Below are 15,307 nucleotides of genomic sequence, written 5' to 3' on the forward strand. Positions count from 1 at the left end.
AAAGGATTTAACCGAACAAATGCCGGAAAGCTTCTTCCACCTTTCTGACCTGTACGATTTGTATCTTACATTTATTCGTATCAAACCCTTTCAGGTTATTGTGAGGGATGATGATGCGTGAAAAGCCCAGCTTCTCTGCTTCCAGAATCCGTTGTTCGATGCGGTTGACCGGACGGATTTCGCCCGACAAGCCGACCTCGCCACACATACAAACGCCTTGTTCGATACTGATATCGAGACTCGACGAAAGGATAGCGCTGATAACAGCCAGGTCGATAGCCGGGTCGTTGACCTTCAGTCCCCCGGCAATGTTCAGGAACACGTCTTTCTGTATCAGCTTGAATCCGGCGCGTTTCTCCAACACAGCCAGCAGCATATTCATTCTTCTCAGATCAAAACCCGTCGCACTGCGTTGCGGAGTTCCATAGACAGCCGAACTTACCAGCGCCTGTGTTTCTATCAGGAAAGGACGTATGCCTTCGATGGCGGCAGCAATTGCCACACCGCTCAATCCTTCATGGTTCTGTGTCAGCAACAACTCGGACGGGTTGCTGACTTCACGCAAGCCATCCTGACGCATCTCATAAATACCCAATTCAGCCGTGCTGCCGAAACGGTTTTTGATACTCCGGAGAATACGGTACATATAATGTTGATCGCCTTCAAACTGAAGAACGGTATCGACAATATGTTCCAGTACTTTCGGCCCGGCAATACTTCCTTCTTTATTAATATGGCCTATCAGCAGAACAGGGACACCGCTCTCTTTGGCATATTTAAGGATTGCTGCACTACACTCACGAACCTGTGAGACGCTGCCGGGAGAAGATTCAACGAGTTCTGTATAGATTGTCTGGATAGAGTCTATAATCAGTAAATCAGGCTGTACGTTACGGGCCTGGACAAATATCTGTTCCAGATTCGTTTCACTCAGAATGAAGCATTCCGGATTTTCGTGGGCGATACGGTCGGCACGCAGTTTCAGCTGGCGACTGCTTTCCTCACCCGATACATATAATGTCTTGAGATTGTTCAATCCCAGAACTGTTTGCAGGACTAAAGTCGACTTACCGATACCCGGTTCACCGCCAATCAGCACCAACGAGCCTTTCACCAAACCGCCTCCCAGGACACGGTTCAGTTCTCCATCTTTCAAATCAATCCGGGATTCTTCTTCGGAGGTAATATCACGTAACAGGACGGGACGTACTTTACCCGTTTCTGTTATACCGGGAATAATACGTTTTGCAGAAGGTTCTTTGGTTGCAACGATTTCTTCCACATAGGTGTTCCATTCGCCGCAATTCGGACATTTACCGACCCACTTAGGAGAGTCTGCTCCGCAATTGGAGCAGACATATACTGTTTTTGTCTTAGCCATACATCTTTAAGATTTGGCGTAAAGATAGGAAAAGTTAGCCAAATAAGTCGAGTGTAAGTTGTTTCTTCTCCGCCTCCAGCTTACGCAGATGGCGCTTGCCTTGCGGAGTAACAATTTCCAGTTTGTCGAAACGGGTACGGATTACAGTCGTTACCGTATAGCTGATGTTAATTGTCTCGCCCAATTCACTTAGCTTACGAGCGATTTCCAGCACACAGTCGATACACATGCCGCTGGTGAAAGAAATCTTCTCGTCGAACATCTGCTTCTTGAAATCTTCATCGCACATGTAGAAGTCGATTGTCTCCCCGCCTTTATTATAGATACCTTTCCAACGGTAACGGCTATCTTTCAATACCGGCGAGATAATTTCGATGGTCGCTTTATTGTCTTTGATAGTCGGCAGGTCGTCCGAACGAAGGATGAAATAATCGAACTGTTCACGTTTCACCTCCAGAGAACCGGAACGGCTACGGTTATTTTCATTCAGTTCGCGTACATTAATCTTTGTCACTTTCGGATACCCACGCAACGCTTCATAGAAATTGGATTTATATTTACAGAACTTCGGCCAGGATGCCAGCAGTTCCACCAACTCACGGGGTATCAGGGCACCGGCCTGTTTCAGTTTAAGCGAACGCTTCAAAAGCGAGATTTCCTTCTGCATATTCTCTTCATCCGAATTGGTCCGGTCAACCAAAGGCTGCCCTCCGACAGACAAAGTAGGCCGGGTCAGTACCTGCATCAGAATATTTAATACGACAGAGATAGAACGCGAACTTTCGCCTGCTATCGGCCATACGACGCGGTATCCACCTTCTTGTGAAAAGGGTTCGCAATGAGCAGTCATCTTCACATCCAGCAAATCGGCCAGGACACGCAGCATGGAGAGTATCTCTTTTTCACACCGGTGCTTAATCCAGGCATCCATATAAGCGGATTTATCGTTAAATGAATAACGTATCTCAAGTTTGTTGTCAAACTTTATCATAGAGTCATCGAATTATTTGTCCAAATTCCAGCTAATTATTTCACAGGTTGTTCTTTGGGTTTGCGGTCAAAGAACGGGTTCTTCGAAGAGGCACTGACAGGGATAGCCATTACGCTCTTGCTCTCGCCCAGCCATCCCAGACGTTGGGCAGCCATCCCGGCACTAAACATCACACGGGTATCCAGTCGCAAATCGGAAGCCGTCGCACAAGCAGAACCGATGGCGATTCCCAAATCGACCGAGTTGATCGCACAAGGTACTTCTGCCGGCTTCTCCACACACGTTTCAAAACCGCAATGAGCACAGTTCAGTCCCTGCACCTGCTGGCGTGTACCCAATATCACGATAGCCTCCGCACTCAAAATATTATCCGCATCACGCAAAATAAACTTAAATCCGGTTTCTGCTGCCAGTTTCAGCATCTCGTCAGACAAACGTTGTATATCTTCACCGGTAACCATTGCAATCTCTATAATGTCAATCCCCTTACCTTTGGGAGCCGTACGAGCAGCCGTCATCATCTGACGGACAGCCTCTAACACATGTTCGTGCCGTATTTCTCTTTCGTTTTGTATCATTTCTTTATTGGTTTAGCAGGAACAAAGATACACTTTTACTCGTTTTCGAGTTCAAGATTAGTCATCTTTTCTGTGATGGCGAACGGATAATCCGGATATTCGTACAGACTGAAACGCGGTTCGGTCACTCCTTCGCAATAATTCCAGATGCTGCGATATTCTTTAACGTCCTCTCCCATTTCTTCCAATTGACGCAAATAAGCGGCTACCGACTTGTTCTCTACGATATATACTTCCCCCATCTTATTGATGATAGGGCTATGCCGGCGTCCGGTATCATGGTCAAACTTCAGGATTCGTTTTCCTTCAGCGGTGAGACCTACTGTTTTAAAAGTCATACTTTTACCAATAGCCGGCAGATTCAAGACACTACGGTCTGTTGCAGCAAACAACAAATGATTCTCTCTCAAGAAATTATACAATTTTCTTCCTAACGGGCGTTTATTGGTGACAATATCATCCAATTCGGCGAGTTTATCTTCGGGAACCAGGCCAAAAATCTTTTCTTCATATTGTTCCTGAAGCGAACGGCTGTTCGGGGTAAACACGGCATAGTTTTCATTAAACCCTTTTACCGAGAACGTATAATAACAAATCACACCGACGGAATTAAGCGTCTGCCGCAGTTTGGCAGTATGTCCGCGCCGGGAAGCTGCAACCGTATAAACCAATTGGTTCGTTATCACCCATCCGGCATCCAATATCGCTTTTATAGCACGTTTGGCTTCGGGAGTTACTTCCAAAGGAGATTGGAAGTGGGTTTGAATAATAAACTGGGAGACTCCGATAGCAGAAGCCTTCTCTTTAAATTCTTTCAAAATTCCCACAAGTTCATCTGTAATGCGCAACGGCAGATAAGCCAGCAAACGCGAACCTAAGCGAACCCGCTGCAACTCGGCATATTTTTTACCCTCGGGCCGTTCTTCATTCGCTTTACGTTTACGGACAGCCATTTTATAGACAGCTTCCAATATCTTACGCAAAGTAGCATTCTGGCTCATCAGGGCGTCACCTCCGGTAATCAGAATATCCCGCAACTGGGCATCTTCTTCAAAGTAATGCATCAAACGACGGAGTTTCTTATCCCAGGTTTCTTTGGGTTTCAATGCTTCAAAATCGAAATTAAGACGTTCGCTCTGGAAATCATACATGCGCTGACAAGAAGCACATAAGCCTCCGCAGGCTCTTCCCATCGAATCAGGAATAAGAATGGCCACTTCCGGATAACGGCGGTGGATATTATGACCTTCAGGCAAAAGCCATCCGGCGGCATTCGGCTTACCGGCTTCCACGATATCCTCTTTTTCCCAGGCTTTTATATGACCGTATGTGTCAACCAATTCATCTGAATAAAGGACGTACGAACGAATCGTGTTGTCGTCATAGCCTTCCGTTCCCGGATTCAGCAAGGATAAATAATAAGGCGTAACAAAAAACGGCATACCTTTCTTTCTGGCACGGGCCAACAGCTGCATCATCTCTTCCGAGAGGGATTCACCCAGAAAATAATTCAGTTCCGTCGGACTCTTGATAGCCAATGCCAGATGGAAACGGGCAGTGTTCCACCATTCCTGTACCTGATTATATTTTTCTTCGTAAGTCATCTCCGGTAAAAACTGATAACGGGACGACGGTGCACTCCTGCGCTCTATCTTCCGTATAAGCCGTTTTATAATACGGTCTTTATTTGCTTCACGGATTGCCACCACTTCTTCATCCAAACCGGTCGGCCAACGATGCATCTGACGCTTAACCAGGGAACGGTCCGGTTCGATGCTCTCGGGATGCTCCAGTAACTTGAACTGATGATAAAGGTCAATAAACAGGTCGGGAGAAACTTCGTCTGCCAGCTTTCCCGTCAGTAATTGCCAGAAATAAGTGATTGTTTGCACAGACAACTCCTCACCTGTTGAAAGTTCATCAATAGGAGACCCGTCATATTCGATTAAAAGTAAAATACGCTTCGCCACGGCATTTCCCATATTACTGCCACCTCCGTTGATTTCAATCCGGGAAGAAACGAATGAGCGCAGAGCCTCCCTGAACAATTTTATGTTCTGGCTCTCTTCCGCCATTGTCACCAAATGAGGAAAGTCCCTGTTAAACACTTTTAGTAAATAAGAATTGTCGTACGTTAGTTCTTTTCTTTTAATCATAAACATCGCTGCTTTTTATATTGATTAGAGTAATATTACAATCATGCCACTCACATAGGGAGAGATTATATCCGGGGATATACACTTACACTTGTCCACAAATATAATATTTTTAATCGGAAAACGATGAATATCCACTTTTAAAACATTCTAATAAGAGAAATATTTAAAGCAAAATGATATTTATGTGGCTATTTTACTACATTTTGATTTCATTTTTAGCATTCCACAAGAAACCAGGTATTTTACACTTCATAGAAAGCTTGAAAAATATATGTTTTCACTTGCAATCTTCAAAAACTATTTATATCTTTGTGAAAAGTAATTTTAGAGGCTCAAGCCTCACATTTTAGGTAAAGGTATTGGTCATTATAAGTATTAAAAAAGTCTACTTGTGAAAGTAGACTTTTTTATTTTTAACATTCTTTCATAAATGTATATTACAAACTGGTTTATTATATCCTTCTAAAAAGTCTTATTACAAACTCATTAAATAAAACATGACTATTATATTTACAACAACTTATCGTCATCTTGTCTTAACCAACCTCTCACTTTGAAACATAAAGTAAGCAGAATTTGCAAAAAACTTTTCTATAGTAATTTTTTTCACTAATTTTGCAACAGTATTAATCATTAAAACAATAATACCTATGAACAAAGCAGAACTTATTGTAGAGTTGGCTGAAAAAGCCGGTTTAAAAAAACAAAAGGCTAAAAAGGTCTTGGAAGCTTACATGGAGATCGTAACAGAAAAAATGTCCCAGAACGAAGAAATATCTATCGTTGGTTTTGGCACATTATTACCTAGACCGCAAAACAGCCGTTTGGCTCGTAATCCCAAAACAGGTACTCCGGTACAGATCCCGGCAAGAACAACAGTAAAGTTCAAACCAGGTAAATTCCTGCTGGAGGCTATGAACGGTAGCAAATAAAACCAAACCACTCCATATGTAAAATGAACGTCCGGACTATACCAATAGCACGGACGTTGTTCTTTTCTCCCCCTAGACAAAAACGGCTGATGTAACAGAATCGTAACATATATTTCATTCAACCGAAATACCAAATGCCTTCCTTTGCAGAAAATAATTAATTTTGTAAACAAAGGAATGAATTATTCATTTCAAATTAAATAAAAAAGACTATGGATATGCCCCGAATTCTTGTTGTGGATGACGAAGAGGACTTGTGCGAAATCCTCAAATTCAATCTTGAAATAGAAGGTTATGAAGTGGATACGGCTTTTAGTGCGGAAGAAGCATTAAAAAAGGACCTGTCTGTCTATCAATTGCTTTTGCTCGATGTTATGATGGGAGAAATCTCCGGATTCAAGATGGCGAGTATATTAAGGAAAGAAGAAAGCACGGCTGATATACCGATCATATTTCTGACAGCCAAAGATACTGAAAACGATATGCTGACAGGCTTTAACCTGGGAGCGGACGATTATATTTCAAAACCTTTTTCGATCCGCCAGGTTGTCGCACGTGTTAAGGCTGTATTACGGAGAACAACCGATAAAGAGAAAAACGAGACGAACGAACTTCTCGAATATGAAACATTAGCACTCGATCCCAAACGCATTAAAGCATCGGTAGACGGCAAGGAAGTCCCGCTGACCAAAAAAGAATTCGAGATTTTGAAATTACTGCTGGAGAATAAAGGAAATGTTTTCTCACGTGAAGAGATCCTGTCCCGTATCTGGAAAGATGAAGTATATGTGCTGGATCGAACAATCGACGTAAACATTACCCGTCTGCGTAAAAAGATAGGCCCTTACGGAAAAAACATCGTTACCCGACTCGGCTTCGGTTATTGTTTTGAGTACTAATCCTGTTATTTAATCATGGTAAGAGTAGAAAAGATGAAAAACCGGATACCTTTCAGCCAGCGGTTATTCTGGTCGATTTTTGTGATGTTCCTTGGATTTACAGTTTGCTTCCTGTTGTTTCAATACCAACGGGAACGGGAATTTTCGCAGGAGAAGTTGAATAATGTATTGAGTAACTACAATTACCAATTATTTAGCCGTACCCAACAGGATACCGACATTAATAAGACGGTAAGGCAATTTATCGAAGATATTCCGCAAAAAGAATTGCGTGTCACCATTATCGATCCCAACGGAAAAGTCTTGTTCGATAATAGCGGGACAGAAGAATTCAACAACCATAACGATCGTAGCGAAGTGCGCAAAGCCCGTTTGTATAATGAAGGCTTTGCCATCCGCACCTCGGGATCGACGGGCAGACGGTATTTTTATTCGGCCAGCAATATAGGCAGTTATATCTACCGTTCGGCGCTCCCTTATGATCCTTATGTGCAAAGTGCCTTATCCACGGATAAGGACTTCATCTATTTTATGATACTGATGACATTGATCTTTTTCTTTGTCCTCTCCCGCTTTACATTCAGTATCGGACGGACCATATCCAAACTACGGGACTTTGCCTTGAATATAGAAAAAGACCGGATACCGGAAAACGATTATATCTTCCCCAACGATGAACTGGGAGATATCTCAAAGAACATTGTCACACTGTATCACCGGCAACAGAAGGCCAAAGACGAGCTTTCCATGGAACGTGAAAAGCTGATAAAGCATTTCCAGTACGCCAAAGAAGGATTCGCCATGTTTACGGCCGAAGGGAAAGAGATATTGTCGAATATCCTGTTCATCCAGTTCTTAAATGTTATTTCCGACAATCAGATCCGTCAGGCTGAAGATGCCCAGGATATCCGGGAACTTGAACCCATTAAGGCTTTCCTGAATAAAAATATCCCTAACATGAACCGGAAACGGAAAGTGTTACGCGAATCTGTAACGATCGATAAAAACGGGAAAATATTTCTGATCGAATGTATCCTGTTCCTGGATAACAGCTACGAAATATCCATCAATGATATTTCACGCCAGGAAGAAGAGAGCCGGATGAAACGCCAGCTTACCCAGAATGTCGCCCACGAACTGAAAACACCCGTCAGCAGCATTCAGGGATATCTGGAAACGATTATCAGCAATCCGGAACTTACTCCCGACAAACGCCAGTTCTTCCTGGAACGTTGCTACTCACAGAGTACGCGCCTGACCGGATTATTACGTGACATCTCTGTACTGAACCGTTTGGACGAGGCGTCCGAAATGTTCGACTTGTCCGACATAAATATCCCGAAACTGATCGTCGAGATCCAGAAGGAATGTTCGAAAGAGATGGAAGAAAAACAGATCACATCTGAAGTTATTCTGCCGGGCGATCCTACGATACATGGCAACTACTCCCTATTGTATTCCATTTTCCGTAACCTCTACGACAATGCGATCGCATATGCCGGAGAAGGAAGCCAAATAACCGTGAACTGTTATAAAGAAGATCCGAAATTTTATTATTTCAGTTTCGCTGATAACGGTGTGGGTATTTCGGAAGAACATATCAACCGCATCTTCGAACGGTTCTATCGGGTGGATAAAGGACGTAGCCGCAAAGTCGGCGGAACAGGACTGGGATTGTCTATCGTCAAGAATGGGGTTAATTTCCATAAAGGACAGATTTCGGCAAAGAGTAGTCCGGGCAAAGGAGTGACCTTCTTCTTTACCCTGAAGAAAAAATTATAAACATAAATTACAAGTATATATAGTATAAAAATGTGTCGTATTTTATATCTTCGCGCCCTATTTTCCTATAAAAAACAAGGCAAAGATGAATATAAACGAGTTGACATGCGGTCTGGACTTCGGAACATCAAATTCTATTATATCGCTGACAGACAAAGCAACACGGAAAGAAGTATTTTCGTATAGCGAAAGTTCCATTCTGTATTTTCCGGACACAAACGAGATGAAATACTATGTGGGTAAAGAGGCCCAGGATAAATATATTGAAGAAGAGATGACCGGGCGTTTGCTGAAATCCGTTAAGACGCTGCTCCGCCAGGACAAGTTTCTTTCTACCTGGATATTCGGTAAAAGAATGACGCCCGATCAACTCGTTACCTGCATCATCCGCCATTTGAAAGAGAAAGCGGAAGCCTTCGCCGGAGCGGAAATCACGGATGTGATACTTGGAAGACCTGCCGTTTTTTCGGAAGACCCCAAGCAAGAGACTTTGGCAGTCAACCGCCTGACGCTTGCCGCCCGTAACGCCGGTTTCAGAAACATCAAATTACAATTGGAACCGATTGCCGCCGCCCTCTCCTATGAGCAACGGCTCGATCATAGCGAAAACGTACTGGTTGCCGACCTCGGTGGCGGTACTTCCGACTTTACCATCATGAACCTTTCTCCCGATAAAATCCGTAAGGAAGACCGCAAAGACGATATCATCGCTCACGGTGGTGTCTATATCGGCGGTGACTTGTTCGATTCGGAAATCATGTGGTACAAAGTGACTCCCCATCTGGGCCGGGGCGTAAAATACCAATCGTACGATAAAGAGATTGAAATACCTTCCATTCTCTACCGCGAACTGAAAAACTGGGAAAGGACATTTATGTTGAAGGAGAGCAAACTGCGCCGTTCGATGGATAACTACTACCATCTCTCAGGCAACAATCCTAAGATAGATAATGTAAGAGTTTTGATCGATAATAACTATGTCTTCTCCCTGTTCAAAGGAATCGAGCAATCCAAAATAAACCTCTCGACCGGAGAAGATACAACAATCGACTTTGAAAAAGAGACAATCCATATACATGAGCCTTTCACGCCCGGTGAGTTTGCTACGATCATCGAACGGCATACTACCGAGATCGAACGATATATCCTGAAAATACTGGACACAGCGCAATATAACGCAGCAGATATCGACTCCGTCTTTATCACAGGAGGTAGCAGCCTTGTCATTCCGGTAAGGGAGATACTTTACCGCATCTTCGGAAAAGATAAGATACGTACAGGGAATACTTTTAATAGTGTAGCTTACGGGTTATCCTTGAGCTACTAACTTCCGCTGCCGGAGACCGTCTGGTTTCCTAAGCAGGAAACGCGAGTTTCACCCTAATGAAACAGTAGTTCCCTGCCTAGGAAATTGTTGTTTCCAGGGCAGGGAACTACGAAGATCAACGTTCCTTGATCGGAACATATACCTGTTCATCCAACACATTCTTATAAGCCGGACGGATAATACGTTTTCCATCGAAATGTAATTCTTCAATGCGATGGGCAGTCCAACCTACGATACGGGCCATAGCAAACAGCGGTGTATAGATTTCCTGCGGCAAACCGATCATTTCATACACAAAGCCTGAATAGAAGTCCACGTTTGAAGAAACACGTTTCTTCGTTCCTTTATGTTTGGCGAAACATTCGATGGCACGTTCTTCCAGCAGTTCGAGGAAGGCAAATTCTTCTTCACGTCCTTTTTCTTTAGCCAGGTCACGAGCCAGTTCTTTCAAAACAACGGCACGCGGATCGGAAATTGTATAGACGGCATGACCGATACCGTAAATCAGGCCGGTCTTGTTATAAGCCTCTTTGTTCAGCATACGCATGAAATAAGTATCGATTTCATCCACATTCTTCCAGTCGCCAATGTTCTCTTTCAGATGATGGAACATATCGACAACCTGGATATTGGCACCACCGTGCAACGGACCTTTCAACGAACCGATACCGGCTGCAATAGAAGAATAGGTATCCGTTCCGGTCGAACTGGTTACACGGACTGTAAAGGTCGAGTTATTACCGCCACCGTGCTCGGCTTGCAAAACAAGCAACAGGTCAAGTGTACGGGCATCCAGTTCCGTAAAGTCTTTTTTCAGCATATGCAGGAAGTTTTCTGCAAGCGAAAGGTTTTCGTGCGGATGGCGGATATGCAGGGAACGGCCGTGTGTACTATGACGATAAATATTATAAGCATACGCTATAATGGTCGGGAAACGCGAGATCAGTTCGATGGACTGGCGCATCAGGTTGTCACGGGAAGTATCGTCAGGATTCGGATCGAACGTATACATTTCCAAAACACTACGGGCAAGGATATTCATGATATTCTGTCCTTCCAGGTCAAGGATATTCATCTTGGTTTTCTGTTCCAACGGCATATTATCGCAGATCAAGCCTTTGAAAGAGGCTAACTCTTCTTTATCGGGCAACTTTCCGGAAAGCAACAGATAAGCTACCTCCTCAAAACCGAAACGTTTTTCTTTGATCAGGGCATGAGCCAGGTCCTCCACATCATAACCTCTGTAAAACAGTTTACCGGGAATAGCTTTCAGGCCACCGTTATCCGGCAGGCGTTCGTAACCAACTACATTACCGATCTTGGTCAGGCCGACCAACACCCCGCTGCCGTCTTCGTTACGCAGACCACGTTTCACGTTGTACATCGGAAACAGTTCGTTATCAATCTTGCAAGCATCTTTTGACGCATCCGACAGTTTGTAAATAAGATATTCTTTTTTCATCACGAGTTATTTTTACGAGGTTACAATAAAGATATGATACAATCACCAAATTCTTTGGTGCCAAGAGATTTTCCTTCCGGCATAAAACGTGCCAGGTCATTCGTTGCTTCTCCCTTCGAGAAAGCCTTTTCCATGGCAGCCGTGATCAGGTTGGCAGCTTCGTTCCAACCCATATATTCAAGCATCATCACGGAGGAGAGTAAGAGGGAAGACGGGTTCACGATATTCTTTCCGGCAATATTAGGTGCCGTGCCATGCGTCGCTTCGAAAATAGCATAACCGCTGTTGTAGTTGATATTGGCACCCGGTGCGATTCCGATGCCACCTACCATGGCGGCCAATTGGTCGGAGATATAATCGCCGTTCAGGTTGAGCGTCGCAATAACGGAGTATTCTTCCGGGATCAATAAGGTATTTTGCAGGAAAGCATCGGCAATCACATCTTTGATAATGACCTTTCCGGCAGCCGATGCTTCTGCCAGCGCTTTGGCGGCTTCGGCTTCACCCTTTTCCTTTTTGATCTTTTCGTATTGCGGCCAGGTGAATGTCTTGTCGCCAAACTCGCGTTCCGCCAGAGCATATCCCCAGAGTTTGAAACCGCCCTCAGTGAACTTCATGATATTTCCTTTGTGCACCAGTGTTACACTCGGCAACTGATTGGTCAGGGCAAATTCGATGGCGGCACGCACCAGCCGTTCGGTTCCTTCTACCGATACAGGTTTCACACCGAATGAAGAAGTTTCCGGGAAACGTACTTTCGTCACTCCCATTTCGTCCGTCAGGAACTGAAGGAATTTTGCTGCTTCAGGTGTTCCTTGCTGCCATTCGATACCGGCATAGATATCTTCCGTATTCTCACGGAAGATATACATATCGACCTTCTGCGGTTCACGTACCGGAGAGACGACACCTTTAAACCAGCGGACGGGACGTAGGCAAACGTACAGGTCGAGTGTCTGCCGTAAAGCCACGTTCAGGGAACGGATACCGCCGCCGATGGGAGTAGTCAGCGGACCTTTGATACCGACCATATATTCGCGGAAAGCATCCATTGTTTCGTCGGGCAGCCAACTGCCTGTTTGATTGAACGCCTTTTCGCCAGCCAATACTTCTTTCCATTCGATAGAGCGCCGGCCGCCATATGCTTTTTCGATGGCGGCGTTTACAATCTTCTGGCTGACCGGAGTGATCTCCGCTCCCACTCCGTCACCTTCGATAAAAGGAATGGTTACTTTGTCCGGGACGATCAGATGGTCGTTTTGTTTTGTTATTTTATTCATCATGATAGTTTATTAATTTTGTTCAGTCTTTATCAGTTTTGAGCTATCTTGTCCCCGTGCTTGACACGGGGCCGCAGAAGAACCAGCAGTATCAAAAGATACATATAGGATACGGTCTGTGCCTTTGCGATCCCGTGTCAAGCACGGGAACGGGATAGTCCAATTATTTCTATACATGTGCCATATTCAATGCTGATCCGGACTTGAACCATCGGATTTGCAAATTATTGTACGTGTGATTTACAGGGAATGATTCCTGTGTGCCATCTGCATGCAATACGATAGCAGTTAATGGCTTGCCCGGTGTGAACTCTTTCAAACCGATGATGGAGATGTGATCGTTTTCACGAATCTTATCGTAATCGTCTTTGTCGGCAAAGGTCAGGGCAAGCATTCCCTGCTTTTTCAGGTTCGTTTCATGGATGCGGGCAAAACTTTTGGCAAGGATCACTTTCACATTCAGGAAACGGGGTTCCATAGCGGCGTGTTCACGGGAGGAGCCTTCACCGTAGTTCTCTTCGGCAACCACGATGGATGAAATGCCTTTCGCCTTATACTGTTTGGCAACGGCGGAGACAGCTTCATACGTATTATTCAACTGGTTCAATACGGCATTCGTCTGACCGTTGAAAGCGTTCACCGCCCCCATCAGCATATTGTCGGATATATTTTCTAGATGACCACGGAAACGGAGCCACGGACCGGCCATCGAAATATGGTCTGTCGTACATTTACCCGAAGCCTTGATCAAAAGAGGCATTTCCAGCAAATCGTTTCCATCCCACGGAGCAAAAGGATGCAACACCTGCAAACGGTTTGAATCGGGACTGATCTTTACTTCCACATCTTTTCCGGTCGGAGCCAGATAACCGTTATCTTTTACATCAAAACCTTTGGGCGGGAAATCAGTTCCCTGCGGCTCACGGAGTTTTACTTCGCGACCGTCTTCGGTCTTCAATGTATCCGTCAACGGATTGAAACAAAGGTCACCGGCAATGGTCAATGCTAGCGTCAGTTCCGGGGAAGCGACAAAAGCATGTGTATTCGGATTGCCGTCTGCACGTTTGGCGAAATTACGGTTAAAGGAGGTTACGATTGAGTTCTTGCGGGTGTTATCGTCGGTATGACGTTTCCACTGGCCGATACACGGACCGCAGGCGTTTGCCATGATGGTGGCACCGAGCTTTTCAAAGTCACCGATGATACCGTCACGTTCGGCTGTATAACGGATCTGTTCCGATCCCGGATTGATGATCAACGGGGAAGCGACAGGTATTTTATCTTCAAAAGCCTGCCGGGCGATAGAGGCGGCACGGCTTAAATCCTGATAAGAGGAGTTCGTACATGAACCGATCAGGCCGACTTCCATCTGGCGGGGATAGCCGTTTGCTTTTACCTTCGCGGCAAACTCAGAGATAGGCGTTGCTGCATCTGGAGTGAACGGGCCATTGATATGCGGTTCCAGTTCGGACAGGTTGATAACGATTACGCGGTCATAATATTCATCCGGCTGTGCCCTTACTTCCATATCGGCTTCCAGATAATCCTGGATAGCATCGGCCCAGGCTGCAACGGTATCGCGGCCAGTGGCACGCAGATAAGTTGCCATATTCAGATCGTATGGGAACAATGAAGTAGTAGCACCTACCTCGGCACCCATGTTACAGATTGTCGCTTTTCCCGTAGCGGAAATAGAGGAAGCACCTTCTCCGAAATATTCGATAATGGCATTCGTCCCGCCCTTTACGGTCAGGATACCGGCCAGTTTCAGGATGACATCTTTCGGTGAAGCCCAGCCGCTCAGACGTCCGGTCAGCTTGACACCGATCAGTTTCGGCATCTTCAGTTCCCATTCCATCCCGGTCATTACATCGACGGCATCGGCACCACCGACACCGATGGCTACCATTCCCAGTCCGCCGGCATTCGGCGTGTGCGAGTCTGTTCCGACCATCATTCCGCCGGGGAAGGCATAGTTTTCCAACACCACCTGGTGGATAATTCCTGCACCGGGTTTCCAGAAACCGATACCGAACTTATCGGATACGGATTTCAGAAAATCATACACTTCGCTGTTCCCTTTTGTTGCTGTTTCAATATCTGCTTTCGCACCGATATTCGCCTGGATCAGGTGATCGCAATGAACAGTTGCCGGGACAGCGGATTTCTTTTTTCCAGCATTCATGAACTGCAACAATGCCATCTGGGCCGTTGCATCCTGCATCGCCACACGATCGGGACGGAAGTTCACATAATCGTCTCCACGCCTGAACAGGCGTAATGCCTTTTCGTCATATAAATGAGCATATAAGATTTTCTCGGCCAGAGTCATCGGACGACCGATCTTTTCGCGGGCCACATCTACCCTTTTCGGGAAATTGGAATAAAAGCTTCTCAGCATTTCAATGTCGTACACCATATTATAATCTTATTAGTTGTTTGTTTATCAGAAAGCTTGTATATGCAAATAAAAAAGAGTTCCATTTGTCATTAACAAATGTATATATAAATAAAAC

11 protein-coding genes are annotated in these 15,307 nt (G+C 44.9%); 4 read left to right on the forward strand and 7 right to left on the reverse strand.

Going from position 1 to position 15,307, the window contains the following annotated elements:
• Nucleotides 1-7: 7 nt before the first annotated feature.
• From radA to C825_RS17550, 4 genes are read right to left on the reverse strand one after another with little or no spacing between them, the layout of a single operon-like run.
• A complete protein-coding gene (gene radA / locus C825_RS17535) occupies nt 8-1,381 on the reverse strand; it encodes a DNA repair protein RadA (RefSeq protein ID WP_007659148.1) in 1,374 nt (457 codons plus the stop codon).
• 34 nt (nt 1,382-1,415) lie between these two features.
• On the reverse strand, nt 1,416-2,372 hold the full coding sequence (locus C825_RS17540; RefSeq protein WP_007659146.1) for a hypothetical protein: 957 nt from the start codon (nt 2,370-2,372) through the stop codon (nt 1,416-1,418).
• A gap of 35 nt (nt 2,373-2,407) precedes the next feature.
• A complete protein-coding gene (locus C825_RS17545; RefSeq protein ID WP_007659143.1) occupies nt 2,408-2,950 on the reverse strand; it encodes a ferredoxin domain-containing protein in 543 nt (180 codons plus the stop codon).
• 35 nt (nt 2,951-2,985) lie between these two features.
• Nucleotides 2,986-5,106, reverse strand: a complete 2,121-nt coding sequence (locus tag C825_RS17550; RefSeq protein ID WP_007659141.1) for a KamA family radical SAM protein — start codon at nt 5,104-5,106, stop codon at nt 2,986-2,988.
• A 653-nt stretch (nt 5,107-5,759) separates the two neighbouring features.
• Between C825_RS17550 and C825_RS17555 the strand changes: the two genes are divergently transcribed.
• The 4 genes from C825_RS17555 to C825_RS17570 all read left to right on the forward strand — a co-directional run bounded on the left by C825_RS17555 (nt 5,760) and on the right by C825_RS17570 (nt 10,049).
• Nucleotides 5,760-6,041: an HU family DNA-binding protein gene (locus tag C825_RS17555; RefSeq protein WP_007653559.1), complete on the forward strand. Its 282-nt coding sequence runs from the start codon at nt 5,760-5,762 to the stop codon at nt 6,039-6,041.
• Nucleotides 6,042-6,253: 212 nt separating this feature from the next.
• On the forward strand, nt 6,254-6,940 hold the full coding sequence (gene phoB, locus C825_RS17560; RefSeq protein ID WP_007653558.1) for a two-component system response regulator PhoB: 687 nt from the start codon (nt 6,254-6,256) through the stop codon (nt 6,938-6,940).
• 15 nt (nt 6,941-6,955) lie between these two features.
• Nucleotides 6,956-8,722 carry a two-component system sensor histidine kinase PhoR gene (phoR, locus tag C825_RS17565; RefSeq protein WP_010803448.1) on the forward strand — a complete coding sequence of 589 codons (1,767 nt, stop codon included), beginning with the start codon at nt 6,956-6,958 and terminating at the stop codon, nt 8,720-8,722.
• Between the two features lie 85 nt (nt 8,723-8,807).
• The gene (locus C825_RS17570) at nt 8,808-10,049 is read left to right on the forward strand and encodes an Hsp70 family protein (RefSeq protein ID WP_010803449.1); all 1,242 of its coding nucleotides are present in this window, start codon (nt 8,808-8,810) and stop codon (nt 10,047-10,049) included.
• A 115-nt stretch (nt 10,050-10,164) separates the two neighbouring features.
• On the opposite strand, the gene C825_RS17575 is transcribed toward C825_RS17570, so the two are convergent.
• From C825_RS17575 to C825_RS17585, 3 genes are all read right to left on the reverse strand, one after another.
• Nucleotides 10,165-11,511: a citrate/2-methylcitrate synthase gene (locus C825_RS17575; RefSeq protein ID WP_007653552.1), complete on the reverse strand. Its 1,347-nt coding sequence runs from the start codon at nt 11,509-11,511 to the stop codon at nt 10,165-10,167.
• 20 nt (nt 11,512-11,531) lie between these two features.
• The gene (gene icd / locus C825_RS17580) at nt 11,532-12,791 is read right to left on the reverse strand and encodes an NADP-dependent isocitrate dehydrogenase (protein WP_010803450.1); all 1,260 of its coding nucleotides are present in this window, start codon (nt 12,789-12,791) and stop codon (nt 11,532-11,534) included.
• A 169-nt stretch (nt 12,792-12,960) separates the two neighbouring features.
• On the reverse strand, nt 12,961-15,210 hold the full coding sequence (locus C825_RS17585; protein WP_007653546.1) for an aconitate hydratase: 2,250 nt from the start codon (nt 15,208-15,210) through the stop codon (nt 12,961-12,963).
• Between the last annotated feature and the right edge of the window lie 97 nt (nt 15,211-15,307).

Source organism: Parabacteroides sp. ASF519, assembly GCF_000364265.2.
In the GTDB taxonomy this organism is placed as follows: domain Bacteria; phylum Bacteroidota; class Bacteroidia; order Bacteroidales; family Tannerellaceae; genus Parabacteroides; species Parabacteroides goldsteinii.

Bases quoted from the DNA above. Each gene is read 5' to 3' on its own strand.
- C825_RS17575 (WP_007653552.1), bottom strand. From the start codon at position 11,511: ATGAAAAAAGAATATCTTATTTACAAACTGTCGGATGCGTCAAAAGAT.
- phoR (WP_010803448.1), top strand. From the start codon at position 6,956: ATGGTAAGAGTAGAAAAGATGAAAAACCGGATACCTTTCAGCCAGCGG.
- C825_RS17540 (WP_007659146.1), bottom strand. From the start codon at position 2,372: ATGATAAAGTTTGACAACAAACTTGAGATACGTTATTCATTTAACGAT.
- C825_RS17555 (WP_007653559.1), top strand. From the start codon at position 5,760: ATGAACAAAGCAGAACTTATTGTAGAGTTGGCTGAAAAAGCCGGTTTA.
- C825_RS17585 (WP_007653546.1), bottom strand. From the start codon at position 15,210: ATGGTGTACGACATTGAAATGCTGAGAAGCTTTTATTCCAATTTCCCG.
- C825_RS17570 (WP_010803449.1), top strand. From the start codon at position 8,808: ATGAATATAAACGAGTTGACATGCGGTCTGGACTTCGGAACATCAAAT.
- radA (WP_007659148.1), bottom strand. From the start codon at position 1,381: ATGGCTAAGACAAAAACAGTATATGTCTGCTCCAATTGCGGAGCAGAC.
- phoB (WP_007653558.1), top strand. From the start codon at position 6,254: ATGGATATGCCCCGAATTCTTGTTGTGGATGACGAAGAGGACTTGTGC.
- C825_RS17550 (WP_007659141.1), bottom strand. From the start codon at position 5,106: ATGATTAAAAGAAAAGAACTAACGTACGACAATTCTTATTTACTAAAA.
- icd (WP_010803450.1), bottom strand. From the start codon at position 12,791: ATGAATAAAATAACAAAACAAAACGACCATCTGATCGTCCCGGACAAA.
- C825_RS17545 (WP_007659143.1), bottom strand. From the start codon at position 2,950: ATGATACAAAACGAAAGAGAAATACGGCACGAACATGTGTTAGAGGCT.